The sequence below is a fragment of the Streptacidiphilus melanogenes genome, assembly GCF_000787835.1.
GTDB lineage: Bacteria > Actinomycetota > Actinomycetes > Streptomycetales > Streptomycetaceae > Streptacidiphilus > Streptacidiphilus melanogenes.
Genome location: NZ_BBPP01000001.1, coordinates 157783 through 181839 on the forward strand (window position 1 = coordinate 157783; position 24057 = coordinate 181839).

Consider the following 24057-nt stretch of genomic DNA (forward strand, 5'->3'; position numbering starts at 1 on the left):
TCGAGGCCCGGGAGCTGCGGCGGGGCCCTGAGCTCCTTCACAGGCCCGCCGCATAGGGTGGTGGGCGGTTCCCCGCGAGGGCGGGGGCCGCCCCAGCCTGAGGAGACCCTGCCGCCGTGAACAGTGTGACTGCAAACCCCTCGACCGGCGCCGAGGCAGCGGGTTGCTGCCGTCGCCAGCTGCTGCGCGGCGCGGCGGCCGTCGGGATCGCCGGTGCGGGCGTCGCGGTGCTGTCCGCCTGCGGCGGGGCGTCCTCGGGGTCGACGCAGAAGGGTCCGGTGACCCTCGGCCCGACCAGCGATGTGCCGGTCGGCGGTGGCAAGGTCTACCGGGAGCAGCAGGTGGTCGTGACCCAGCCGAGCGCGGGCACGTACAAGGCTTTCAGTGCGATCTGCACGCACGCGGGCTGCGTGGTGGACGGGGTGCAGAACGGCCTGATCACCTGCCCCTGCCACGGCAGCCAGTTCAAGACCACCGACGGCTCGGTCGCCCAGGGCCCGGCACAGACGGCCCTGCCCTCCATCCCGGTCGCCGTCCAGAACGGCAAGCTGGTCGCGACCCTGAGCTGAGGCCCCGCGGGGGCGGCTTTCCAGGAGCCGGGGCAGCCACCAGCGGGGCCCGGCCGGCCAGAGCCGGGGAGGCCGGCCTCGCCGAGCGGCGCACGTCATCCCGATGTCGACCGCGGCCATGAGCCGAGGGGCCCCGAGTCGACGCCCGCAGGCCCCCTGGGGCCGCGGGTCGTTGCCCGCCCCGGCGCTCTGAGGACTCCGCTCCAATGTGGCTGGGTCCCGGCCGTTCGCACCGTGGCCGGAGCCGGGCTCGCGTGCCGGCGGCCGTCCACGCGGCAGAGCAGAGGGTCGCCGGTCGGGGCGAACGGCCGCAACGGCCGCAACGGCCGCAACGGCGGCTCGGTACCGCTACCCGAACGGCAGCGTTCCGAGCAGGGTCTCCGTGACGTCGGCCGCGTCCGCGGCGCCGATGCGGCGGTAGAGCTCCAGGGCCTGCCGGAGTTCGGTCTCCGCCCGGGCCGGATCACCGAGGGCGGCGTGCGCGCGGCCCAGGCCCTCCAGGGCACGGGCCTCCTCCAGGGGGCTGGGGACGCGGCGGGCCAACCGCCGTGCCTCCTCGTAGCAGGGCAGTGCCGCCTCCGGCCCGGAGACGTCCGAGCGCAGCGCGCCGGTGCTGTTGAGGACCTCCGCCTCGCCGTGGGGGTCGCCGAGGTCCCGGAAGAGGGCCTGCGCCTGGGCCAGCAGCTCCGCCGCCTCCGCCGTGCGGCCCTGCGCGTGCCGGGCCCGGCCGAGGTCGTGGCGGGCGTTCGCCTGGCCGTTGCGGTTGCCGGTGGTCTGGAAGATGGCGAGGGACTGTTCCTGCAGATCGGCTGCGCAGTCGACGTCGCCCGCGGCGAAGCGGACCCGCCCGAGGTCCCACTGGGAGCGGGCGACCGCCGACTCGACCGCCATGGCCCGGAACAGCAGCAGCGCGCGTTCGAAGAGGTCCGTCGCCGCGTCCAGCTCGCCGAGGTCCCGGTGGACGCGACCGAGCGTCTGGCAGGCGATGGCCTCGCCGAGCTGGTTGTCGATGGCGCGGAACGCGGCGAGTGCCTGTTCGCCCAGCTCGACCGCCGCGCGCATCTCGCCGCTCAGCTGGCGCACGCGCGCCAGATCACAGAGGACGTGGCCCTCACCCCACCGTTTGCCCAGGGCGGCGTAGAGGCGCAGGGCGCGCTCGCCGCGCTCGCCGCCCCGCGCGAGGTCGCCGGTGAGCCGGTAGGCGCGGCCGAGTTGGAAGAGCGTGTTGGCCTGGCCCAGGTCGCTGCCGATCTCGCGGTAGAGCTCGAGGCACTGCTCGAGCAGCGGGGCGGCCGCCGCGTAGTCCCCTCGGTAGATGTGGACGGAGCCGCTCTCGTAGATCGCGTTCGCCTCGCCCAACTGCGAGCGCAGGGCGCGGTAGAGAGCGAGCGAGACGTCGTGGGCGCGCTGCGCGTCGGCGAAGTCGCCGCGCTGCATGTGGATCCGGCCCAGCTCGGTGAGGCACTCGGCCTGGCCGAGCCGGTCTCCGGAGGCGTCCGCGGCGTCGGCGCACTGCCGCAGGAGCTCCGCGGCGTCGGGCAGCGGGCCCTCCTGGTGCAGCAGCGGCGCAAGCGCCAGGGCCAGGGCGATACCGCCGCCGCGCCGGTGCGCGGACCGTCCGTCGACGCCCCCGTCAGCGCTCCCGCCGGTGACGGGGCCGGTCGCACCGTCGGAGATGGCGGACCGTGCCGAGGCCAGCAGGTTCTCGCGCTCGGCGCGCATCCAGGCCAGCGCCGACTCCTCGTCCCAGTCCGGCGCGTCCCCGCCGCCCCCGCCCGGCGCCGCCACCGCCCGCGGTGAGCGGCGCAGCAGCACGGCGGCCCGCTCGGCGCTGCGCACGTAGTGAGCCAGGAGCCGGTCGAGCGCCGTCTGGTGCTCGTCCGCCTCCCATCGCCGCGGCTCGCGGCAGTAGAGCCGGATCAGGTCGTGGAAGCCGTAGCGGCCGGGGACGTGCTGGATCAGCAGGTTCTGGTCGAGCAGCGAGTCGAGCGACTGCTCCGTGGCGAAGGCGTCCTCGTCGAGCAGGGCCGCGGCGGCGGTGGCGTCGACGTCCGCCCCGGGGATCAGGGCGAGCAGGGTGAGCAGGCGCTGCTCGGCGGCGGGCAGCGCGGTGAACGAGGTCGCGAACACCGCGCTGAGCCCCCGGTCCTCCAGCGCCTCCGAGGCGTCCGCCCCGTCCGTCGGAGAGCCGTCCGCGCTCAGCGTGGGCCGGTCCGGGCCGTTCGTACGCGGGGTGTCCGTGTCGGAGCCGTCCAGCTGGTCGAGCCGGGGGAGCCGGTGGTGCTCGTCGCGCAGGCGCTCCACCAGGTCCGACAGCCGCAGTGACCGGCGTCGGCGCAGCTGTGCGGCCGCGATGCGCAGGGCCAGCGGTACGAAGCCGCACAGCTCGGCCAGTTCCCGTGCCTCGGGCTGATCCGAGGGGACCCGTTCCGCGCCCGCGACGCGGCGCAGCAGGGTCAGCGACTCGGGCTCGCTGAGCACCCGCAGCGACACGGCGTGCGAGTCGTCGAGCCCGGTCAGCCGCTTGCGGCTGGTCACCAGCACGAGGCAGCGCGAGGAGGCCGGGAGCAGCGGCCGGATCTGGGCGCTGCTGAGCGCGTTGTCGAGGACGATCAGCGTCCGGGTCCCGGCGAGACGGTCGCGGAGCTGCACCGCGCGCTCGGCCGGGTCCTTGGGGATCGTCTGCGGTGGCACGTCGAGTGAGCGCAGCAGCGCGTCGAGGGCCTCGGCGGTGCTCATCGGGGCGGCGTTGGGCGTCCAGCCGCGCAGGTCCAGGAAGAGCTGGCCGTCGGGGAAGTCCGCGCGCACCTGCTGCGCGACGTGGACGGCGAGGGCCGACTTACCGACCCCGGCCATGCCGTCGACGGCGGCGACCACGGCCCAGCCGGTCTCGTCGCCCTCCACGGCCTGCCGGGCGCAGTCGAGCAGTCGCTGGACCTCTCCTTCGCGGCCGGTGAACGCGCGAGCCTCAGAGGGGAGTTGGCAGCGCGCCGATGGGATGGTGGGCGCGGCGCCGGTCTTCGCGGGGGAGGAGGCGGTCGGTGTGTCCGGAACGACCGGGGCGTCCTCGGCGAGGGCCTGGAGGTAGACCTCCTGCACGGCGGCGCCCGGGTCGACGCCCAACTCCTCGCTCAGGCGCAGCCGCAGGCGGCCGTAGACGTCGAGCGCCTCCGCCCGGCGGCCGTCGCGCAGCAGCGCGGTCATCAGGTCGCGCTGCAGCTCCTCCGCGAGCGGGTGCTCCGCGGCCCAGCTGGTGAGCTCGGGGATGAGGTCGTGGTGGCGTCCGGACCGCAGCTCGGCCGCAGCCCGCCAGGAGCGCAGCTGGAGGCGGGAGTTCTCCAGCGCGTGCTGGAAGGTGTCGGCCGCGTCCGCCTCGGCCAGCGCGGGGAGGTCCTCCAACAGCCGTCCGCGCCAGAGCCGCAGGGCCAGCGCAGCCTCGCTGCTGACGGCCTCCCAGTCGCGCTCGACCCTGGCCAGCCGGGCGCCCTCGGCGCGGCGTTGGAACTCCTTGAGGTCCAACTCGTCCGGCTCCACCCGGATCAGGTAGCCGGAGGGGGTGGTGCGGATGCGGTCCTGCTCGGCCGGGCCGAAAAGGCCGCGCAGCCGGGCGACATGGTTCTGCAACGAGGCGCGCGCCGTCGGCGGCACGGCGTCGCCCCACAGCGCGTCGAGCAGGCCGTGCGTCGGCACCGTCTCGTTGGCGCGCAGCAGCAGCGCGCCGAGCAGCAGCCGTCCCTTGGGCGAGGTCAGCGGCACCGTGCCCGCCGCACCCTCGACCATGAGCGGCCCGAGCAGCCCGAATCGCATCTCCCACCCCTCACCTCGCCCGGCGACCTGGTGCGCGAAAGGGAGGCGCGAAGGATGCTAACAGTCCGGTTCGACTGCGGCCGACCCGCGCCCAACTGGGGTTTCCCCCGCGGGGGCGTGGACTGTTGGTGATCCGTTGGCGTGTGCGTGGAATATTCCGTTATCGGCTCGGCCGACGGTCCGGGGGGAGCGTCGGCCGGCCAGACGGGGGCATGGGCGTGCCCCGACGTCACCGTTGCACCGAGGCGGGGGGATCGCCGGGACTCGGTGCTCGCTCCGGGGCGTCGGAACGCCGCCGCACGGGCTCGGATCGGGGGATACGAGCCCGTGCGGCTGAGTGCTCCGTGCAGGCCGGACAGCGCGGTTCGCACTGGCCGGCCTGCACGTGCGTCACGCCGCTCGCGCACGGTGGAGCCGTGCCCCGGTGCGGCGCTGCGGGCGCTACTCGACGATCGTCTCGACCGCGCCGGCCGCCACGGTGCGACCGCCCTCGCGGACCGCGAAGCCGAGCCCCGGCTCCAGCGGCACGGCCTGACCGAGCGTCACCGTCATCTCGACCGTCTCGCCCGGGAGCGCGACCGCCACGTCCTGCGGCAGCAGCACGTCGCCGACGACGTCACCGGTCCGCAGGTAGAACTGCGGGCGGTAGCCGCTGGTGATGGGCGTGCGGCGGCCCCCGTCGGCGCCGGAGAGCAGGTGCACGCGGGCGGTGAACACCCGGTGCACCGAGGCGCTGCCCGCCGCCGCGACGACCATCCCGCGCCGGACCTGGCCGCGTTGGACGCCGCGCAGCAGCAGCGCGACGTTGTCGCCCGCCTCCGCGCTCTCCATGGTGCGGCCGAAGGTCTCCACACCGGTGACGACGGAGCCAAGCTCCGAGCCGTAGCCGAGGACGTCGATCCGGTCGCCCATGCGCACCGTGCCGCGCTCGACCGCACCGGTCACCACCGTGCCGCGGCCGGTGATGGTCAGCACGTTCTCGACGGGCATCAGGAACGGCGCGTCGGTGTACCGGACGGGCGTGGGCACGTACGCGTCCACGGAGTCCAGCAGCTCCAGCAGCGCCGCCGACCAGGCCGGGTCGCCCTCCAGCGCCCGCAGCCCGGACACCCGCACGACGGGCAGCCCCGCGCCGTCGTAGCCGTGGGCGGTGAGCAGCTCGCGCACCTCCAGCTCGACCAGGTCCAGCAGCTCCGGGTCGCCGGCGTCGGCCTTGTTCAGCGCGACGACGACGTGCTCGACACCGACCTGCCGGGCCAGCAGCACGTGCTCGGAGGTCTGCGGCATGACTCCGTCCTGCGCGGAGACCACGAGGATGGCGCCGTCCAGCTGGGCCGCACCGGTGATCATGTTCTTCACGAAGTCGGCGTGGCCGGGCATGTCGACGTGGGCGTAGTGCCGGGTGGCCGTCTCGTACTCGACGTGCGCGATGTTGATGGTGATGCCGCGGGCGGCCTCCTCCGGGGCGCGGTCGATCCGGTCGAACGGCACGAAGGCGGCGCCGCCGTGCTCGGCCAGCACCTTGGTGATGGCGGCGGTGAGGGTGGTCTTGCCGTGGTCGACGTGACCCATGGTGCCGATGTTGAGGTGCGGCTTGGTCCGCACGAAGGCCTGCTTGGCCATGACGCTTCTCTTCTCCGGGGGTTCGCTCCTGACGGGACCTCAAAGGCGGGGCCGACCTTCCCCGGCAGAGGTCCCGGGGGATCGACCCGGGGAAGGTCAGCTTCGCGCGCCGCCGAACGCGGCAGCACCTGCGAGTGCCAGTGCGCCTGCGTCTGCGTGTGCGGCGGTCGCCGCCGTCAGGGCAGCAGCCATCGCGCCCGCGAGTGCGGGGAACTGGGCGATGGCGACCGGGAACATGCGCACCATCGTGCCGTCCGGCGACGGCTCGCCGCCAACGGTTTTCGGGCTGGCTATTCTGAGGACATGACCTACCAGGGCGACGAGGAGCGGGAGATCCTGCGCCTGTGGGACGAGCTGGAGCTGCCGGGCGGAGCCTGGGCGGAGCTGCTCGACTCGCAGATCGTGATGCAGGCGAACCCCACCCACCTGCACGACGTCCCCGGCCGGGTCTTCGTGCGCACGACGCCCGAGCCGTTCCAGGCGTTCTCCGAGCGCGGCATCGACATCGGCCCCACCGACAAGCCGCGCCCCGACGTAGCGATCGCCCACGGCGACGACATCCCGGAGGACGTCCGCGACTGGCCGGCCGCGATCGTCCGGGCAGTGGTCGAGACGGTGGGTGCGGGGCGCGGGGCGGCCAGGCGTGACTACGAGGACAAGCGCGCGGCCTACGAGCGCGCGGGCATCCCGGTCTACGTGATCGTCGACCCGCGCGACGGGACCTGGCTGGTCCTGCGTCTCGTCGACGGCGTCTACGCCGAGCACGCCAAGGGCGTCTTCGGGCAGCCCATCCCGCTGCCCGAACAGCTCGGCTTCCCGATTCCCACGGTGGCCTTCCACCCGTACCCCGCCTGAGGACTCCCGGCGCCCGGACGAAGCGCGGACGAAGCCGGGACGGAGATCGCACACGGGACGCGACCCCGTCGTCACACCTGGTCGGTACGGTAGGACGCATGGCCGACCCCTCCACCTACCGTCCCGCGCCGGGGCAGATTCCGGACTCGCCCGGGGTCTACAAGTTCCGCGACGCCGACTCGCGCGTGATCTACGTCGGCAAGGCCAAGAGCCTGCGCCAGCGTCTGTCGAGCTACTTCCAGGATCTGGCGAACCTGCACCCGCGCACCCGGACGATGGTGACGACGGCCGCGTCCGTCGAGTGGACCGTGGTCGGCACGGAGGTCGAGGCGCTCCAGCTGGAGTACACCTGGATCAAGGAGTTCGACCCACGCTTCAACGTGAAGTACCGGGACGACAAGAGCTACCCGTTCCTCGCCGTCACCATGAACGAGGAGTTCCCGCGCGTGCAGGTGATGCGCGGGTCGAAGAAGAAGGGCGTGCGGTACTTCGGACCCTACGGGCACGCCTGGGCGATCCGCGAGACGGTCGACCTGATGCTGCGCGTCTTCCCCGTCCGCACCTGCTCCGCCGGGGTGTTCAAGCGGGCGGAGCAGATCGGGCGGCCCTGTCTGCTCGGCTACATCGGCAAGTGCTCCGCCCCCTGCGTCGGGCGGATCTCGGGTGCGGAGCACCGCGAACTCGCCGAGGAGTTCTGCGACTTCATGGCCGGTCACGCCGGCACCTACGTCAAGCGCCTGGAAGCACAGATGCGCGAGGCGGCCATGGAGATGGAGTACGAGAAGGCCGCCCGGCTGCGCGACGACATAGAGGCGCTGCGGCGCGCGATGGAGAAGAACGCCGTGGTCCTCGGCGACGGCACCGACGCCGACCTGTTCGCCCTCGCCGAGGACGAGCTCGAGGCGGCCGTGCAGATCTTCCACGTGCGCGGCGGCCGGGTGCGCGGGCAGCGCGGCTGGGTGACGGACAAGGTCGAGCAGATCGACACCGCCTCCCTGGTCGAGCACGCCCTGCTCCAGCTCTACGGCGAGGAGCGCGGCGAGGGCGTCCCGCGCGAGGTGCTGGTGCCCGCGCTGCCCGAGCCGGTCGAGCCGGTGCTGGCCTGGCTCGCGGAGCGCCGCGGCAGCCGGGTGGACCTGCGGGTGCCGCAGCGCGGCGACAAGCGCGAGCTGATGACCACGGTGGAGCGCAACGCGGCGCAGGCGCTCGCGCTGCACAAGACCAAGCGGGCCGCCGACCTCACCACCCGCAGCGTCGCGCTGCAGGAGATCGCCGACGCGCTCGGGCTGGAGAGCGCGCCGCTGCGGATCGAGTGCTACGACATCTCCCACCTCCAGGGCCAGGACGTGGTCGCGTCCATGGTCGTCTTCGAGGACGGGTTGGCCCGCAAGTCCGAGTACCGGCGCTTCTCGATCAAGGGCTTCGAGGGCCAGGACGACGTCCGCTCCATGCGCGAGGTGATCACCCGCCGCTTCCGGCACCAGGAGCAGGCGCCGGCGAAGGCCGAAAATCTCAAAGACCCGGAGACGGGCCGGGCCCGGCGCTTCGCCTATCCGCCGCAGCTGATCGTCGTCGACGGCGGCCAGCCGCAGGTCGCCGCGGCACAGCAGGCGCTGATGGAGGCCGGCGTCACCGATGTGGCACTCTGTGGCTTGGCCAAGCGCCTGGAGGAGGTCTGGCTGCCGGACGAGGACGACCCGGTGGTCCTGCCGCGCTCCAGCGAGGGGCTCTACCTGTTGCAGCGCGTGCGCGACGAGGCGCACCGCTTCGCCATCGCCTACCAGCGCCAGAAGCGGGGCAAGCGCGCCACGAGCAGCGCTCTCGACTCCGTCCCGGGCCTCGGCGAGTCCCGTCGTCAGGCGCTGCTGAAGCACTTCGGCTCGCTGAAGAAGCTCAGAGCGGCGACGATCGACGAGATCTGCGAGGTGCCGGGGGTGGGGCGGCGTACGGCGGAGGCCGTTGCCGCAGCGTTGGCCTCGCGTACACCGAGTGCTCCGGCGGTGAACATGGCGACGGGCGAGATTATGGAAGAGTCGGACATCATGGGCGTCACTCCTGAGATTCTGGTCACTCCGGAGAGTGATGAGGGGAAGCCCTAGACGACCACGCGCGTTGTTTGTACTGATGTGACCGAAAGCGGGGAGAAAGAAGTGAGTACGCCTGAGAGGCTGGTGCAGACCGAGCCACAGGACAGTTCCGAGGTGCCTGAGCTGGTGATCATCTCGGGCATGTCGGGGGCCGGTCGCAGCACGGCAGCCAAGTGCCTGGAGGACCTCGGCTGGTTCGTCGTCGACAACCTGCCGCCGGCGTTGATACCGACCATGGTCGACCTCGGTGCGCGCTCCCAGGGCGCGGTGGCCCGGATAAGCGCCGTGGTGGACGTGCGGGGGCGCAGCTTCTTCGACGACCTGCGCACGGCCCTGGACGACCTGGAGAAGGGCGGCGTCCGCCTGCGCGTCGTCTTCCTGGAGGCCTCCGACGAGGCGCTGGTCCGCCGCTTCGAGAACGTCCGCCGCCCGCACCCGCTCCAGGGCGAGGGCCGGATCGTCGACGGCATCGAGCGCGAGCGGGAGCTGCTGCGCGAGCTGCGCGGCGAGGCCGACCTCGTGATCGACACCTCCAACCTCAACGTCCACGAGCTGCGCGCCAAGATGGACGCGCACTTCGCCGACGACGAGGAGCCGGAGCTCCGGGCCACGGTCATGTCCTTCGGCTTCAAGTACGGCCTGCCCGTCGACGCCGACCTGGTCGTGGACTGCCGCTTCCTGCCCAACCCGCACTGGGTCCCCGAGCTGCGCGCCCACACCGGCACCGACGAGGAGGTCGCCCGCTACGTCTTCGACCAGCCGGGCGCCAAGGAGTTCCTCAACGGCTACGCCGAGCTGCTGCGGATCGTCACCGAGGGCTACCGCCGCGAGGGAAAGCGCTATATGACGATTGCCGTAGGCTGCACCGGAGGAAAGCACCGCAGTGTGGCGATGTCGGAACGGCTGGCCAAGCGCCTGATCGCCGACGGCCTGGAGACGGTGCTCGTCCACCGGGACATGGGGCGTGAGTGACGAGGCGGCGGCACGGGCGGTAACCGGGCCGCGTCTCGCCACGCTGAGGCGATAGGGGCGCGGGTTGGCGGGAACCTACAGCGGCGCGGCCGGCGGGCCGGGCGGAGCGTTCCGAGCGGCACGTCGTCGTGACAGACGGGCCCCGCGGATCGTCGCGCTCGGCGGCGGCCAGGGGCTCTCCGCCTCCCTGCGCGCCCTGCGGCGGCTCACCGACGAGCTGACCGCGGTGGTCACCGTCGCGGACGACGGCGGCTCCAGCGGTCGGCTCCGCGACGAGCTGGGGGTTCTCCCGCCCGGTGACCTGCGCAAGGCGCTGGCCGCGCTGTGCGGCGACGACGAGTGGGGCCGCACCTGGTCCGAGGTCATCCAGCACCGCTTCCAGAGCGACGGCGAGCTGCACGGCCACGCCCTGGGCAACCTGCTGATCGTCGCGCTGTGGGAGAAGCTGGGCGACCCGGTCGCCGCGCTGGAGTGGGTCGGCCGACTGCTCGGCGCGCACGGCCGGGTGCTGCCGATGTCGGCCGTCCCGCTGCACATCGAGGCGACGGTGCGCGGGCTGGACCCGGCGGAGCCCGATGGGGTGAGCATCGTCCACGGTCAGGCCGAGGTCGCCGTGACGCCGGGTACCGTGGAGGCGATCAGGCTGCTGCCCGAGGATCCGCCCGCGGTCCCCGAGGCGGTGGAGGCGGTGCACGCCGCGGACTGGGTCGTGCTCGGCCCCGGTTCCTGGTTCACCAGCGTTCTGCCGCATCTGATGGTCCCTCAGCTGCGCGACGCGGTGACCGGGACGCAGGCCCGCAAGGTGCTGGCGCTCAACCTGGTCGCCCAGCCCGGCGAGACCGAGGGTTTCTCGCCGCAGCGGCACCTGGAGGTCTTCCTGGAGCACGCCCGCGGCGTCGAGCTGGACTTCGTCCTCGCGGACTCCGCGGCGGTGGGTGCCGTCGCGGACTGCGAGGCGTTGCGGGACGCGGCCAAGCGCCTCGGCGCCGAGCTCGTCCTGGCGCCCGTCGCGGCGAGCGACGGCGCGCGACACGACCCGGAGCTTCTGGCCGCCGCGTACGACCGGATCTTCAGAACGCATGGAAGGATCGCGCCATGGCGATGACGGCAGCTGTGAAGGACGAAATCAGTCGGCTTCCCGTCACCCGGGCTTGCTGCCGCAAGGCAGAGGTGTCGGCGATCCTCCGCTTCGCGGGCGGTCTGCACATCGTGAGCGGACGCATCGTGATCGAGGCCGAGCTGGACACCGGGGTAGCGGCAAGGCGGCTGCGCAAGGACCTGCTGGAGATCTTCGGACACTCCTCGGACCTGGTGGTGATGGCCCCGGGCGGGCTGCGCCGCGGCAGCCGGTACGTGGTGCGGGTGGTCAAGGACGGCGATCTGCTGGCGCGGCAGACGGGCCTGGTGGACGGGCGCGGGCGCCCGATCCGGGGTCTCCCCCCGGCGGTGGTCTCCGGCGCGACGTGCGACGCGGAGGCGGCGTGGCGGGGCGCGTTCCTCGCGCACGGCTCCCTGACGGAGCCGGGTCGGTCCTCGTCGCTGGAGATCACCTGCCCGGGTTCGGAGGCGGCGCTGGCGCTGGTCGGCGCGGCCCGCCGGCTCGGCATCCCGGCGAAGGCCCGCGAGGTCCGCGGCGTGGACCGGGTCGTCATCCGCGACGGTGATGCGATCGGCGCGCTGTTGACGCGGCTGGGTGCGCACGAGTCCGTGCTCGCCTGGGAGGAGCGGCGCATGCGCCGCGAGGTCCGGGCCACGGCGAACCGCCTGGCGAACTTCGACGACGCGAACCTGCGCCGGTCCGCGCGGGCCGCGGTGGCCGCGGGCGCGCGGGTGCAGCGGGCGCTGGAGATCCTCGGCGACGACGTGCCGGAGCATCTGGCCGCCGCCGGGCGTCTGCGCATGGAGCACAAGCAGGCCTCGCTGGAGGAGCTGGGCTCCCTTGCCGACCCGCCGCTCACCAAGGACGCGGTCGCCGGCCGGATCCGGCGCCTGCTGGCCATGGCCGACAAGCGCGCGGGCGAGCTGGGGCTGCCGAACACCGAGCAGAGCCTGACGGAGGAGATGGTGGCCGGCTAGCGCGTCGGTCGGGGCGCCCGCCCCCTGGGAAGTCGCCTGGTGCACCGCTGGTGCGCCGGGCGACTTTTGTTTGACACGCCTGCCGCTCCTGACTACTTTCTCTAATCAATTAGTGAAAGGGGTATCGCGGTGGAGTTCCGGCTGCGCAAGGGGAGCGGCGTCCCGGCCTATCAGCAGATCGTGCAGCAGACCCAGCAGGCCCTGCGGGTCGGCACGCTGCGCCTCGGCGACAAGCTGCCGACCGCCCGCGAGGTCGTGGCCGCCACGGCGGTGAACCCGAACACCGTGCTGCGGGCCTACCAGGAGCTCCAGCGGGCCGGGCTCGTCGAGTCCCGCCAGGGGCTGGGCACGTTCGTGGTCCGCACCCTCGGCCGCGCCGAGGGCGCGGCGACCGAGGAGCTGCGGGAGGAGCTGGACGCCTGGGTCGCCCGGGCACGCGAGCACGGCCTGGAACGTGAGGACGTGCTGGCGTTGACGGCCTCCGCCGTCGAGCGGCTGTTCCAGCCGTCCCACTCGGGCAACGGGGAGCCGGCGTGATACCCGGGTCCGCCGCCCTGGAGGCGGTGGAGCTGACCCTGCGCCACAGGCGACGCACCCTGCTCGACGCGTGCTCGCTGCGCCTGCCCCGCGGGGCGGTGTGCGGAGTCGTCGGCCCCAACGGTGCGGGAAAGAGCCTGCTGCTGTCGGCGGCCGCCGGACTGGTCGGCCCGGACTCCGGCCGGATCACGGTGCTCGGCAGGCCTGCGGGAAGCGCCCAGGCGCTGCCCGCGGTCGGCTACCTCGACCAGCGCCGCAGTCTCTACCGGCGGATGACCGTCGCCGAGCTGCTGGCGACGGGGCGGCGGACCAACGTCCGCTGGCACCAGGACCGGGCCCTGGAACTGCTCGGCCTCGGCCGGGTGCCGCTCGACGCCAGGATCGGCGCCCTCTCCGGCGGGCAGCGCACCCTCGCCGCCCTCGCGACGGTCCGCGGCAAGGCGCCGCAACTGATGCTCCTGGACGAACCGCTGGCGGAACTCGACCCGCTGGTGCGGCGCGCCGTCCTGGGCCTGCTCCTGGCCGACGTGGCCGACCACGGCGCCACCGTGATGCTCTCCACGCACATCCTCACCGACCTGGACGAGGTCGTGGACCACCTGGTGCTGCTCGACGCCGGACAGGTCAGGCTCGCGGGCCAACTGTCCGAGCTGCTCACCGCGCACCGGTTCGTCGACCGGGACGGCAGCAGCGTCCTGGTCCGGCGCGAGCGGCCGGATGCCGCCGCGGCGGACGCCGACGGCCCCACCCTCGACGAGCTCGTCGTCTCCTACCTGCACGCCCCCGGCCCGGGGCGCTGGCTCGCGCCCGGAATGCGCCCCGACGCGCCCCATGGAGCGCTGATCGCATGAGCGTTGATCGCATGAGCGCGCCGACGCTGGAACAGGTGCCGCTGAGGGTGCGCGAGGAGCGGCCCGTGCGCGTCGGCCTTCTCGCCGTGACCGGGGAGGCCCTGCACCACCACCGGCGCCTGCTCGCCCTCCTCGGCCTGGGCCTGCTGGTGCTCGCCGGTCCGGTCCTGACCACGGCCGACTCGGTCGCCTCGGCGCACAGCGCCTGGTCCGCCGCGAACTGCGGCGGGGCCCGCCTCGCCGACGTCTGCCAGGCGCTCAACCTCGACCTGACCGGGGCGGTCCTGTCCGCCGAGGACGTGCAGCTCGCCCTCCTGGCGGTCCCGCTGCTGGTCGGTGCGCTGCTCGGGGCGCCGCTGCTGGCCAGGGAGTACGAGCAGGGAACGTACCGACTGGCCTGGACCCAGGCCGTCCCCCGCGGCCGCTGGCTCACCGGCCGACTGCTGGTTCTCGGCGGCGCGTCCGTGCTGACGGGAGCCGTGGCGGCGCTGCTCGGCACCCGGCTGTACCTGGCCGCGAGTCCGGCCGTGCTGCGGGAGTCGTCCGGCTACGCGCCGCTGCCCTTCAACTCCTTCGGCCCGGTGCTCGCCGCCGGCACGGTACTGGCCTTCGCCCTCGGGGTGCTGTGCGGGGCGCTGTGGCGGCGCACCCTCCCGGCGATCGCCGCCAGCGTGGCCGGATTCGGCGGTGTCGCACTGCTGTTGACCGCACTGCGGGGCGACCTCCAGCCGGCCCGGACCATCTTCCCGCCGCACGGGTACGACCTGCGCCCGGACGACTGGCTGATGGCCGACGGCGTCGTCACCACCGACGGCCACCGGCTCTCCTACGCCCAGTGCGAGCCCGGCGGCTGTCCTGCCGGATCGCGCACCTTCGAGATCTACCACGACGCCGGCCAGCTCTGGGCGACGCAGTGGACCGCCGCCGCGATCATGCTGGCACTGGCCGCCACCGCCCTGCTGCTGAGCTACCGCACCGTCGGCCGCAACCGCCTCTGAGCCCGCAGCGGCCCCCATGGGCCGGGGCCGCCCACCTCCTCGTCACCCCCCTCGTCCTCGCCTGCGTGCCGGAGGAGTACCTCGCCATGCCCTTTTTCCCTCGCTCCGAGCCTCGCTCCGAGCCGCTCCGCGCCAGGCTCCGGCCGCGCTCCGCCGTGGCCGCGCCCCGGTTGGCGGCCGTCGACGGGCTCCGGCTGCTGGCGGCCGCGGCCGTCGCCGCCTACCACTACCTGGGCACGCCGACCCCGGACTTCTGGGGCAAGGGCCGCGACCTGCCGCAGGCCGCACCGCTGTTGCACGCCGTCAGCGGCTACGGCTGGCTCGGCGTCGAGGCGTTCTTCCTGATCAGCGGCTTCGTCATCTGCATGAGCTGCTGGGGCCGCACCCCCGCGCAGTTCGCCGTCTCCCGGATCGCCCGGCTCTTCCCGCTCTACTGGACCGTCGTCGTCCTGATCGTGCTCGTCGGCAGCCTCGCCGTGCTGGCAGGCCAGCGTTCGGGCGCCCCCACCGATCTGCGCACCAGCCTGGGTAATCTGACGATGATTCCGGGCCCGCTGGGGCTGCGGGCCACCGACGGCGTCGCCTGGACGCTGTGGGTGGAGGCCCGCTTCTACCTGCTGATGGGCGGGCTGCTGCTGGTCGGGCTGACCTACCGGCGCGCCGTCGCCTTCGGCTTCCTCTGGCTGACCCTGGCCGCCATCGGCCGCGAGCTGCACTCGGCCGTCCTGGACGAGTTCCTGCTCAGCCAGTACACGGGCCTCTTCGTCACCGGCATCGCGCTCTATTTGATGCACCGCTTCGGCGCCAACCTGCTGCTGTGGCTGCTGGCCGGCTTCGCGTGGTGCTACGCGCTGACGGTGCTGCACGACCGCGTCGCCGAGCACGTCGTCCCCGCCGGGCGCGGCGCGAGCCCGAGCTGGCCCGTCAGCGCGGCCGTGCTGACGGGGTTCCTGCTCCTGCTGGCGCTGGCCGGCCCCGGGCCGCTCCGCGGGGTGCGCTCACGGGTCCTGGTCGTCGCCGGTGCGCTCACCTACCCCTTCTACCTGGTCCACCAGAGTCTCGGCGTGCCCGTGGCCCGCGGTGTGCTCAAGGTGCTGCCCGGTGTCGGGCTGCTGCCCGCGGTCGCGTCGGGTCTGGCCTTCTCCCTGCTGCTGGCCGCGGGGTTGGACCGGTGGGTGGACCGCAGGCTGGGCCCGCCGCTGCGCCGGCGCCTCACCGCGGCCATGGACCCGGCGCCCGACCCGCGGCTCGAAGTGGATCACCCGGCCATCCGCAACTGTCTGTACTGCCAAAACTCAGCTGTCCACAAGCCGGGCGGATGTGCTCAAGAACACCTTGCGGAGGTAGGGTCGTAAGCGGTCGGGGACATCCCAAAATTTCCAGCTCGTCGGCCGGCGAAGGCCGACGTACCAGCGAGGAGATCGGTTCGTGACGATCCGGGTAGGCATCAACGGTTTTGGCCGAATCGGCCGCAACTACTTCCGAGCGATCGCGTCCCAGGGCGCCGACATCGAGATCGTCGGTGTCAACGACCTGACCGACACCAAGACCCTGGCGCACCTGCTGAAGTACGACTCGACCCTGGGAACCTTCCACGCGGAGGTCACCCACACGGATGACACCATCACCGTCGACGGGAAGACCTTCAAGGTCACCGCCGAGCGCGACCCCGCCAACTTGCCCTGGCGCGAGCTGGGCGCGGACATCGTGATCGAGTCCACCGGCCACTTCACCAGTGCCGACGGTGCGAAGAAGCACCTGGAGGCCGGCGCCAAGAAGGTCCTCATCTCCGCCCCGGCCTCGGGCGAGGACATCACCGTCGTCATGGGCGTCAACGACGACAAGCTCGACGTGGCCGCGCAGAGCATCATCTCCAACGCGTCCTGCACCACCAACTGTGTTGCGCCGCTGGCGAAGGTGCTGCACGAGGCGTTCGGGATCGTCACCGGCTTCATGACGACCGTGCACGCGTACACCAACGACCAGGTCACGCTGGACTTCCCGCACAAGGACCTGCGTCGTGCGCGCGCCGCCGCGCTGAGCATCATCCCGACGTCGACCGGCGCCGCCAAGGCCACCGCGCTGGTGCTGCCGGAGCTGAAGGGCAAGCTGGACGGCACCTCGCTGCGCGTCCCGGTGCCGACCGGTTCGATCACCGACCTGGTGGTGACCCTGCAGCGCGAGGTCACCAAGGACGAGGTCAACGCCGCCTACCAGAAGGCCGCCGAGGGGCAGTTGAAGGGCATCCTGTCCTACAACGAGGACCCGATCGTCTCCCGCGACATCGTCAACTCGCCCTTCTCCTGCATCTTCGACGCGCCGCTGACCATGGTCCAGGGCAACCAGGTCAAGGTCTTCGGCTGGTACGACAACGAGTGGGGCTACTCCAACCGCCTCGTCGACCTGACCGTCGCGGTCGGCAACCAGCTCTGACGAGCGAGGACGACGGGTAAGCCAGTGTGAAGCAGACAGGGTCCGGGCGATATCGTCCGGACCCTGTGTGCGTGCGCTGCACTCATTGACCGAGTTGACCTAAGTTGACCGAGAAACGCCCACGCCCCCGAGAACCAGAAGAGGGATTCAGCCCGACCATGCAGACCATCGACGACCTGATCGCCGGCCCCGGTGTCGCCGGCAAGCGCGTCTTCGTCCGCGCCGACCTGAACGTGCCGATGTCGGACGGCCTGATCACCGACGACGGCCGCATCCGCGCCGTGCTGCCCACCATCTCCAAGCTGGTCGAGGCCGACGCCAAGGTGATCGTCGCCTCGCACCTGGGCCGCCCGAAGGGCGCCCCGGATCCGGCGTTCTCGCTGCTCCAGGCAGCCGAGCGGCTCGCCGAGCTGCTCGGCAAGCCGGTGGCCTTCGCCCAGGACACCGTCGGCCCGGCCGCCCACGACGCCGTGAAGGGCCTCGAGCCCGGCCAGGTGGCCGTGATCGAGAACCTGCGCTTCAACCCCGGCGAGACCAGCAAGGACGACGCCGAGCGCGGCGAGTTCGCCGACCAGCTCGCGGCCCTAGCCGACCTCTACGTCGGCGACGGCTTCGGCGCGGTGCACCGCAAGCACGCCTCCGTCTACGACCTGCCAGCCCGTCTGCCGCACGCGGCCGGCCTGCTCATCGGCACCGAGGTGGGCGTGCTCAAGCGCCTCACCGAGGACGTGGAGCGCCCCTACGTCGTCGTGCTCGGCGGCGCCAAGGTCTCCGACAAGCTGGCCGTGATCGACAACCTGCTGGGCAAGGCCGACCGGATTCTGGTCGGCGGCGGCATGATGTTCACCTTCCTCGCGGCCCAGGGCCACGAGGTCGGCAGCTCGCTGCTGCAGGAGGACCAGATTCCGGTGGTCCGCGAGTACCTGGCCCGTGCCGAGCGCGAGGGCGTGGAGTTCGTGCTCCCCGTCGACGCGCGCGTCTCGGGCAGCTTCCCCGACCTGAAGACCAAGGCCCCGGTCGGCGACGTCGAGGTCGTCGGCGTGGACGCCATGCCTGCGGGCAAGATGGGCCTGGACGTGGGCCCGAAGACCGAGGAGCTGTTCGCGGCCAAGCTGGCCGACGCGAAGACGGTCTTCTGGAACGGTCCGATGGGCGTCTTCGAGCACCCGGCCTTCGCCGACGGCACCCGCGCCGTCGCACAGGGCCTGCTCGACTCGGACGCCTTCACCGTCGTCGGCGGCGGCGACTCGGCCGCGGCCGTGCGCCTGCTCGGCTTCGACGAGTCGAAGTTCGGCCACATCTCCACGGGTGGCGGCGCCAGCCTGGAGTACCTCGAAGGCAAGGCCCTGCCGGGTCTGGCCGCACTGGAGAAGTGAGCACCTCAGACATGACCGACACAGGCGTCACCCGCAAGCCGCTGATGGCCGGCAACTGGAAGATGAACCTCAACCACCTCGAGGCCATCGCCCACACCCAGAAGCTCGCTTTCGCGCTCAACGACAAGGACTACGAGGCGGTGGAGGTGGCGGTGCTGACCCCGTTCACCGACCTGCGCTCGGTGCAGACCCTGGTCGACGGCGACAAGCTGAAGATCAAGTACGGCTCCCAGGACATCTCCGCGCACGATTCCGGCGCCTACACGGGCGAGATCTCCGGCCCGATGCTGGCCAAGCTGAAGTGCGCCTACGCGGTGATCGGCCACTCGGAGCGCCGGCAGTACCACGACGAGAACGAGGAGGTCGTGAACGCCAAGGTCAAGGCGGCGTTCCGGAACGGCATCACGCCGATCCTCTGCGTCGGCGAGGGCCTGGACGTCCGCAAGGCCGGCAACCAGGTCGGCTACACCCTCGCCCAGGTCGACGGTGCGCTCGCCGACGTCACGGCCGAGCAGGTCGCCACGATCGTCATCGCCTACGAGCCCGTCTGGGCCATCGGCACCGGCGAGGTGGCCACGCCCGAGGATGCGCAGGAGGTCTGCGGCGCGATCCGGACCCGACTGGCCGAGCTGTACGACCAGGGCGTCGCGGACGCCGTCCGCGTGCTGTACGGCGGCTCCGTCAAGGGCAGCAACGCGGCCGGCATCATGGCCAAGCCCGACGTGGACGGCGCGCTGGTCGGCGGCGCCTCGCTCGACGCGGAGGAGTTCGTCCGCATCGTCCGGTACCGCGACCAGGCCGTCTCGTAGCCGGGCTGCCCCGCAGAGGTATCTGGGGGCGGCCGCTTTCCCGTAGGCTGTCGCACGCCTAAGGTGGTAGGGCCCGAACCAACAGGCTCGGGTCCTTACCGCCAGCAGTCCCGCATCGACAAGATAGGTCCGGCTGTGATCCTCGGTTTCTCCATCGCGCTGATCTTCTTCAGCGTGATGATGGTCATCCTGGTCCTGCTCCACAAGGGCAAGGGCGGCGGCCTGTCCGACATGTTCGGTGGAGGCATGTCCTCCACGGGTGGTGGTTCGGCGGTGGCCGAGCGCAACCTGGACCGCATCACCATCTTCATGGGCGTCGGCTGGTTCGTCTGCATCATCGTCCTGTCGCTGCTGATGAAGGCCAAGAACGGCTGAGTTCCAGCAGCTCAGCGGGGTGAAGTCAGGAGTTCTGACGGAGCGTCGCCTCCACGCCTATCATGGGTGACGGTCGTCACCGACGCGGGTGTGGGGCGACGCTTATGCGTTCCGTACACTAGGACGACCTTCGCCCGGGGCGAGCCACCGGGACGACTTTCGCAGTACCGCACCATCACGCAGGGAGTCAGACCGTGGCAAGTGGCAACGCCATTCGTGGCAGCAGGGTCGGGGCCGGCCCGATGGGAGAGGCCGAGCGCGGCGAGTCCGCCCCGCGCCTCCGGATCTCCTTCTGGTGCGCCAACGGGCACGAGACGAAGCCCAGCTTTGCCTCCGACGCCCAGATCCCGGACACCTGGGACTGCCCGCGCTGTGGCTTCCCGGCCGGCCAGGACGAGGAGAACCCGCCCGCGCCGCCGCGTACGGAGCCGTACAAGACCCACCTCGCCTACGTGCGGGAGCGCCGCAGCGACGCCGACGGCGAGGCGATCCTGGCCGAGGCGCTCGCCAAGCTCCGCGGCGAGATCTGAGCGGTGCCCCCCGAGGGCCTTCTCGGACGGGACGTCACCTCCCTTGGCATCCCGCGAAGAGAAGGCCGCTTGTCGGTGCACCTAAAATTTCTTGGTGGATGCTGAGTCGCTGCCGACGACTTCCTGGGCCGTGCTCGGGCTGCTCTCCTTCGGGCGAGAGCTGACGGGCTACGAGCTGAAGAAGTGGGCCGGGCAGACGCTGGCTCACTTCTACTGGAGCCCCTCGTCCGGCGACATCTACCGGGAGCTGTTCCGCCTCGAGGCGGCGGGCTACGTCGCCGTCGAAACCCTCCCGGGCGAACTGGGCGCCAGGCGGCGCTACCGGCTCACCCCATCCGGGGAGGACGCGCTCCGTGGCTGGCTCGCCCGCGCGCCCCTCCCGGCCGCCTTCCGCCTCTGGCTCGGCCATCTCCAGGACCCCGCCCGCCTGCGCGAGTCCCTCCGCGCCGCCCGCGCCGTCGCGGACAAGCTCCGCGCCCACGCCGAGGCGGACGCCATCAGCCTCTCCGACAGCCCCGAGCTGTCCCACGCCGCCCACGCCCTCCGCCTCGCCGCCCGCGCCCATGCCGCCGAGCGCGACCGCCTTGACGCCGCCCTCGCGGAGTTGGACGTCGAGGGGCACCCGTCCGCCTGAGTCCCGCCGGGCCATCCCGGCCGTTGCGTGCTCAGCGGCCCGCTGCCCGGGCCCGGTATGCGGCGACGGTGGTGCGGCTCGCGCAGGAGTTGCCGCAGAAGCGGCGGGTGCGGTTGCGGGACTGGTCGACGAAGAACCGCGGGCAGCCGTCCGCCGCGCAGCGGCCGAGCGTGAGTCCGGGGTCGCGGGTGGCGAGATGGGCCAGCGTCGCGGCGACGGTCCGTCCGATCCACGGCGCGGCAGGGGAGTTGTCCGGGGCGAAGTGGATGTGCGGCACTCCGGCCCCGTCGTGGTCGGAGAGGCGCAGCTGGGGCGGGTGCAGGTCGAGCAGCCGCTCGACGGCCTTCGGCGGCGCCTGGTCCACCAACTGCTGGAGCGCCTCCTGGATCAGCCCCACCAACGGCGCGAGCTCCTCGCGCCCGGGGCGGGCGATCCCGTGCTGTGAGAGCATCTCGGCCGAATCGGCCGTCAACTCGTCCGCGTGGCCCGTGTTCACGAGCTCGACCGCGAAGCGGGTCACGTTGCCCAAGTAGTCGACGTACTGCACTTGACCGCCTACACGAAGATCCATAGCGTAGGCGCCATGGTATCTGACGACCCCTACACCGCGGCGCGGGTGGCGGCCGCCGGACGGCTGTCGCTGTCCGGCGCCTGGGATCTTGCGCTGGCCCTGCTGGACGGAGCCGACCCGGACGGCGCGCCCGAGGTGCGGGCGCAGATCCTGGTCGAGCGGAACTGGTGGTGTCTCGACGATCCGGCCGCCGCGCTGGCCGCGGTGCGGGCGCTGCCGGAGACCTCGCCGCAGGCGGCCTTCCTCGGCGCGCAACTCGCCTACACGCGCCTGCTGTTCGGCCTGCAGGCGCAGGGCGGCGACGAGGCGGTGGCCGAGGCGGGATTCCGGGCTGCCACGGAGGAGCCGACCACGGCCGACTGGGGGACGTTCTGGCTCGGCGTGCTGCGGCAGAACATCGCCGAGGACGAGGAGGCCGCGCGACCGTACTTCGACGAGGCGCTGGTGCGCTGTCGCGCGGACGGCGACCTGCTGCTCGAGTCCTATGTCGTCCGCCACCTCTCGGGCTACGAGCCGGATCCCCTGCCGCTGCTGCGCCGCTCGCTGCACCTGCGGGCCGCGCTCGGTGCCCGTCCGCAGGTGGCGGCGGCGCAGATGACCCTCTGGCAGGAGCTGCCCGAGGGCCCCGAGCGCGACCTGATGCGGGAGGCGGCTCTGTCGACGGCGCAGGAACTCGGGCTGACCTGGATGCTGAAGTTCCTCGACTGAGCCGCGGTCAGAGCGACACCGTCTCCGGCTCCCGCACGGTCTCCGCGCCGGTCTCCGCGCCGGTGTCCACGTCGGCCGACGGTGCCGCAGCCGCGTTGCGCCGCCTGCGCCAGGCCAGCGGGAAGTACAGCAGCGTCGAGCCGCCCACGGCGAAGAGGCAGTACGTCACCGCCTGCGTGCCGTTCTGTACGTACTGCTGCCAGGCCGCCCAGGCACACACGCCGGTCAGGCTCAGCGTGATCAGGGAGAGCGAGAGCGCGCCGCCGGGGATGCGGTAGGGACGCTCCAGCTCCGGCTCGCGGATCCGCAGCGCGATCAGCGCGGCGACCTGGAGCAGCAGGGAGATGTTGGTCAGGAAGACGTCCACGATGATCAGGTTGCTGAAGCTGCTGAGGCAGAACAGCGCGTAGATCACCGACGAACCGACGATGGAGACCACCGGTACCTGACGCCGGGCGCTGCGCCTGGCGACCCACTGCGGGAAGTAGCCGTCCTCCGCGAGGACGAAGGGCAGGCGGGCGTTGGAGGCGAGCAGCGCGGAGAACATCGCCACCGAGGCGAACATGCCGCCGACGGTGACGGTGATCTGCAGCCAGGGTCCGGCGAGGGCCTTGGCGACGTCGGAGAAGGAACCGCTGTCCCAGTTCTTCCAGCCGGCCGGGCCGTCCGCGCCGACGGCGAGGGAGGCGAGGGAGGGCAGCAGGTAGCCGACGGCGATGAGCACGACGGAGACGGCGAGGGCCTTGGGCAGGTGCTTGCGCGGGTTCTCCATCTCGCCGGCGACGGTCGACACGCTGTCCCAGCCGCTGTAGTTCCACATGGCCAGGAACAGTCCGGCGCCGGAGGCGTTCCACATCGACTGGCCAGGGGCGCTCGTCATCGCCCCCACCGGGTCGGTGCCGTGGGCGAGCAGGTGCACGAAGCCGACGACGCTGAGCAGCAGCATCGGGGTGAGGCAGACGATCGCGAACAGCACGCTGGAGTCGCCGACCCAGGCCGCGCCCATCAGGTTGACCAGCGTGAAGACCGCGATGACGGCGAGGCAGATGAACCAGTTCAGGTCGAAGGCGAAGTGGCCGACGGTGAACAGCACGTGTCGGCCGGGGGCGACCCAGGCGGCCATGGACTGCAGGTAGCTGGTGAACAGCACCGGATAGACCGCCATGTCGACAAAGCTGCACAGCCAGCGCAACACGCCCTGCTGGAAGCCCCAGAAGTCGCCCAGTCCGCGGCGGACCCAGTGGTAGAAGCCGCCGTCGACGGGGATCGCGGTGCCGAGCTCCGCGCAGACCAGCGCATGCGGAATGCTGTAGATCAGCGGCGTGAGCACGATCAGCAGCAGGCCCATCCCGGGCCCGGAGGTGGAGAACAGCCCTTCGACGCCGTAGGCGCCGCCGGAGACGCTGAAGAAGATCAGCGCCACCAGGGGCATCAGCTTCACCCGGCGGGGCGAGGGCAGAGACGTCACGGCCGGAACTGCGGCGGTCGGTGGCATTCCCACCCCGATCTAGCAAGCGATGAACAGACGAGCGGAAGGATTATCTCCGTCTTTTCGCCGGTCAGGGCAGTTCGCACCCCGTCAGCTGTCTGTCCGCATCCCTGACACCTTGTCGACGGGCCGCCACATCGTCGGGATCTCCGGCGCGCCCGGCGGCAGGGCCAGCCTCCCCGTGACGGTGAAGCCGAAGTGCTGGTAGAGGGGCACGTTGGCCAGGTTGCTGGACTCCAGGTAGGCGGGCAGTCCGGCCGCGTCGGAACGCTCCAACCCGGCCCGGAGCAGCGCGGCGCCGACGCCCCGGCCCTGGAGGTCGGGCTCCACGCCGAGGATGTACAGGTACCAGTGCGGCTCGCGCGGGTGCGCCTTCCAGCAGGCCCCCTGGAAGGCGTTGCCGTACCCGATCCGCCGGCCGTACCCGCGCAGGAAGCCGGGCGCGGTGATCAGCTGCCGGCTCAGCGGGTCCCGCCAGTGGTGCGGCGGCAGCCAGACCGCACCGCCCAGGGTCGTCCCCGCATCGTCCTCGGCGAGCTGCACCGTGCCGTGCCGCAGCGCCTCGTGACGCAGGATGGTGTCGAAGATCCGCTCAATCCGCCGCAGCCGGCCCCGCTGGTCCGGCAGCGACCACAGGAACTGCGGGTCCTCGTAGAACGCGCGCGCCAGCACGCCCACGAGCCCGGCCAGGTCCGCCCCGATTGCCTGACGTACCGTCACCTCTCCCATGGGGGAGCAGTCTAGGCCGGAAACGCCG

At 72.3% G+C, this 24057-nt stretch carries 23 protein-coding genes; 17 read left to right on the top strand and 6 right to left on the bottom strand.

The genetic code is table 11. The features are described from left to right. Positions 1-116 precede the first annotated feature (116 nt). The gene (locus tag TR49_RS00710; protein WP_169789965.1) at positions 117-569 is read left to right on the top strand and encodes a Rieske (2Fe-2S) protein; all 453 of its coding nucleotides are present in this window, start codon (positions 117-119) and stop codon (positions 567-569) included. 348 nt (positions 570-917) lie between these two features. Here TR49_RS00710 and TR49_RS39530 read toward each other — a convergent pair whose 3' ends face one another. The 3 genes from TR49_RS39530 to TR49_RS43450 form a co-directional block, all read right to left on the bottom strand. Next, positions 918-4376, bottom strand: a complete 3459-nt coding sequence (locus tag TR49_RS39530; RefSeq protein ID WP_052433825.1) for an AfsR/SARP family transcriptional regulator — start codon at positions 4374-4376, stop codon at positions 918-920. A 441-nt stretch (positions 4377-4817) separates the two neighbouring features. Next, positions 4818-5999 (bottom strand): elongation factor Tu, encoded by a 1182-nt coding sequence (tuf, locus tag TR49_RS00720; RefSeq protein WP_042375979.1) that lies wholly within the window; start codon positions 5997-5999, stop codon positions 4818-4820. 96 nt (positions 6000-6095) lie between these two features. Beyond that, complete coding sequence (locus TR49_RS43450) at positions 6096-6236, bottom strand: hypothetical protein (protein WP_160311521.1); 141 nt, start codon at positions 6234-6236, stop codon at positions 6096-6098. Between the two features lie 66 nt (positions 6237-6302). On the opposite strand from TR49_RS43450, the gene TR49_RS00725 reads away from it, so the two are divergent. The 15 genes from TR49_RS00725 to TR49_RS00795 all read left to right on the top strand — a co-directional run bounded on the left by TR49_RS00725 (position 6303) and on the right by TR49_RS00795 (position 20532). After that, positions 6303-6854 carry a Uma2 family endonuclease gene (locus TR49_RS00725; protein ID WP_042375980.1) on the top strand — a complete coding sequence of 184 codons (552 nt, stop codon included), beginning with the start codon at positions 6303-6305 and terminating at the stop codon, positions 6852-6854. A 98-nt stretch (positions 6855-6952) separates the two neighbouring features. Next, entirely contained in the window at positions 6953-8953 is a 2001-nt protein-coding gene (gene uvrC, locus TR49_RS00730; RefSeq protein WP_042375981.1) for an excinuclease ABC subunit UvrC, read from the top strand. Positions 8954-9004: 51 nt separating this feature from the next. Then, positions 9005-9913: an RNase adapter RapZ gene (gene rapZ, locus TR49_RS00735; protein WP_268874041.1), complete on the top strand. Its 909-nt coding sequence runs from the start codon at positions 9005-9007 to the stop codon at positions 9911-9913. Between the two features lie 64 nt (positions 9914-9977). Then, positions 9978-11018, top strand: a complete 1041-nt coding sequence (locus TR49_RS00740; RefSeq protein WP_042375983.1) for a gluconeogenesis factor YvcK family protein — start codon at positions 9978-9980, stop codon at positions 11016-11018. Beyond that, positions 11009-11989, top strand: a complete 981-nt coding sequence (gene whiA, locus TR49_RS00745) for a DNA-binding protein WhiA (protein WP_042375984.1) — start codon at positions 11009-11011, stop codon at positions 11987-11989. Before TR49_RS00740 ends, whiA begins: the two co-directional genes overlap by 10 nt. 129 nt (positions 11990-12118) lie before the next feature. Continuing rightward, on the top strand, positions 12119-12526 hold the full coding sequence (locus TR49_RS00750; RefSeq protein ID WP_042375985.1) for a GntR family transcriptional regulator: 408 nt from the start codon (positions 12119-12121) through the stop codon (positions 12524-12526). After that, positions 12523-13377 (top strand): ATP-binding cassette domain-containing protein, encoded by an 855-nt coding sequence (locus TR49_RS00755; RefSeq protein ID WP_052433826.1) that lies wholly within the window; start codon positions 12523-12525, stop codon positions 13375-13377. The genes TR49_RS00750 and TR49_RS00755 overlap by 4 nt, the downstream gene beginning before the upstream one ends. Then, positions 13374-14375 (top strand): ABC transporter permease, encoded by a 1002-nt coding sequence (locus tag TR49_RS00760; protein WP_152627001.1) that lies wholly within the window; start codon positions 13374-13376, stop codon positions 14373-14375. The genes TR49_RS00755 and TR49_RS00760 overlap by 4 nt, the downstream gene beginning before the upstream one ends. Positions 14376-14461: 86 nt before the next feature. Then, positions 14462-15730, top strand: a complete 1269-nt coding sequence (locus TR49_RS00765) for an acyltransferase family protein (RefSeq protein WP_084724426.1) — start codon at positions 14462-14464, stop codon at positions 15728-15730. Positions 15731-15803: 73 nt separating this feature from the next. Continuing rightward, positions 15804-16808: a type I glyceraldehyde-3-phosphate dehydrogenase gene (gene gap, locus TR49_RS00770; protein ID WP_042375987.1), complete on the top strand. Its 1005-nt coding sequence runs from the start codon at positions 15804-15806 to the stop codon at positions 16806-16808. A 158-nt stretch (positions 16809-16966) separates the two neighbouring features. Then, positions 16967-18184: a phosphoglycerate kinase gene (locus TR49_RS00775; RefSeq protein ID WP_042375988.1), complete on the top strand. Its 1218-nt coding sequence runs from the start codon at positions 16967-16969 to the stop codon at positions 18182-18184. Positions 18185-18195: 11 nt separating this feature from the next. Beyond that, positions 18196-18993, top strand: a complete 798-nt coding sequence (gene tpiA / locus TR49_RS00780; RefSeq protein WP_042375990.1) for a triose-phosphate isomerase — start codon at positions 18196-18198, stop codon at positions 18991-18993. Between the two features lie 135 nt (positions 18994-19128). Continuing rightward, entirely contained in the window at positions 19129-19368 is a 240-nt protein-coding gene (gene secG, locus TR49_RS00785; RefSeq protein WP_042363812.1) for a preprotein translocase subunit SecG, read from the top strand. A gap of 242 nt (positions 19369-19610) precedes the next feature. Continuing rightward, entirely contained in the window at positions 19611-19898 is a 288-nt protein-coding gene (locus tag TR49_RS00790) for an RNA polymerase-binding protein RbpA (protein WP_042363813.1), read from the top strand. A gap of 94 nt (positions 19899-19992) precedes the next feature. After that, complete coding sequence (locus TR49_RS00795) at positions 19993-20532, top strand: PadR family transcriptional regulator (RefSeq protein WP_052433830.1); 540 nt, start codon at positions 19993-19995, stop codon at positions 20530-20532. Positions 20533-20563: 31 nt separating this feature from the next. Here the strand turns inward: TR49_RS00795 and TR49_RS00800 are convergent, their stop codons facing one another. Continuing rightward, complete coding sequence (locus TR49_RS00800) at positions 20564-21103, bottom strand: CGNR zinc finger domain-containing protein (RefSeq protein WP_201776137.1); 540 nt, start codon at positions 21101-21103, stop codon at positions 20564-20566. A 12-nt stretch (positions 21104-21115) separates the two neighbouring features. Between TR49_RS00800 and TR49_RS00805 the strand changes: the two genes are divergently transcribed. Next, positions 21116-21811 carry a hypothetical protein gene (locus TR49_RS00805; protein WP_042375994.1) on the top strand — a complete coding sequence of 232 codons (696 nt, stop codon included), beginning with the start codon at positions 21116-21118 and terminating at the stop codon, positions 21809-21811. A gap of 7 nt (positions 21812-21818) precedes the next feature. Here the strand turns inward: TR49_RS00805 and TR49_RS00810 are convergent, their stop codons facing one another. Together TR49_RS00810 and TR49_RS00815 are read right to left on the bottom strand one after the other, a co-directional pair. Continuing rightward, a complete protein-coding gene (locus TR49_RS00810; RefSeq protein ID WP_236653155.1) occupies positions 21819-23279 on the bottom strand; it encodes an APC family permease in 1461 nt (486 codons plus the stop codon). A gap of 111 nt (positions 23280-23390) precedes the next feature. Further along, positions 23391-24029, bottom strand: coding sequence for a GNAT family N-acetyltransferase (locus tag TR49_RS00815; protein ID WP_042375996.1), 639 nt, complete (start codon positions 24027-24029; stop codon positions 23391-23393). Between the last annotated feature and the right edge of the window lie 28 nt (positions 24030-24057).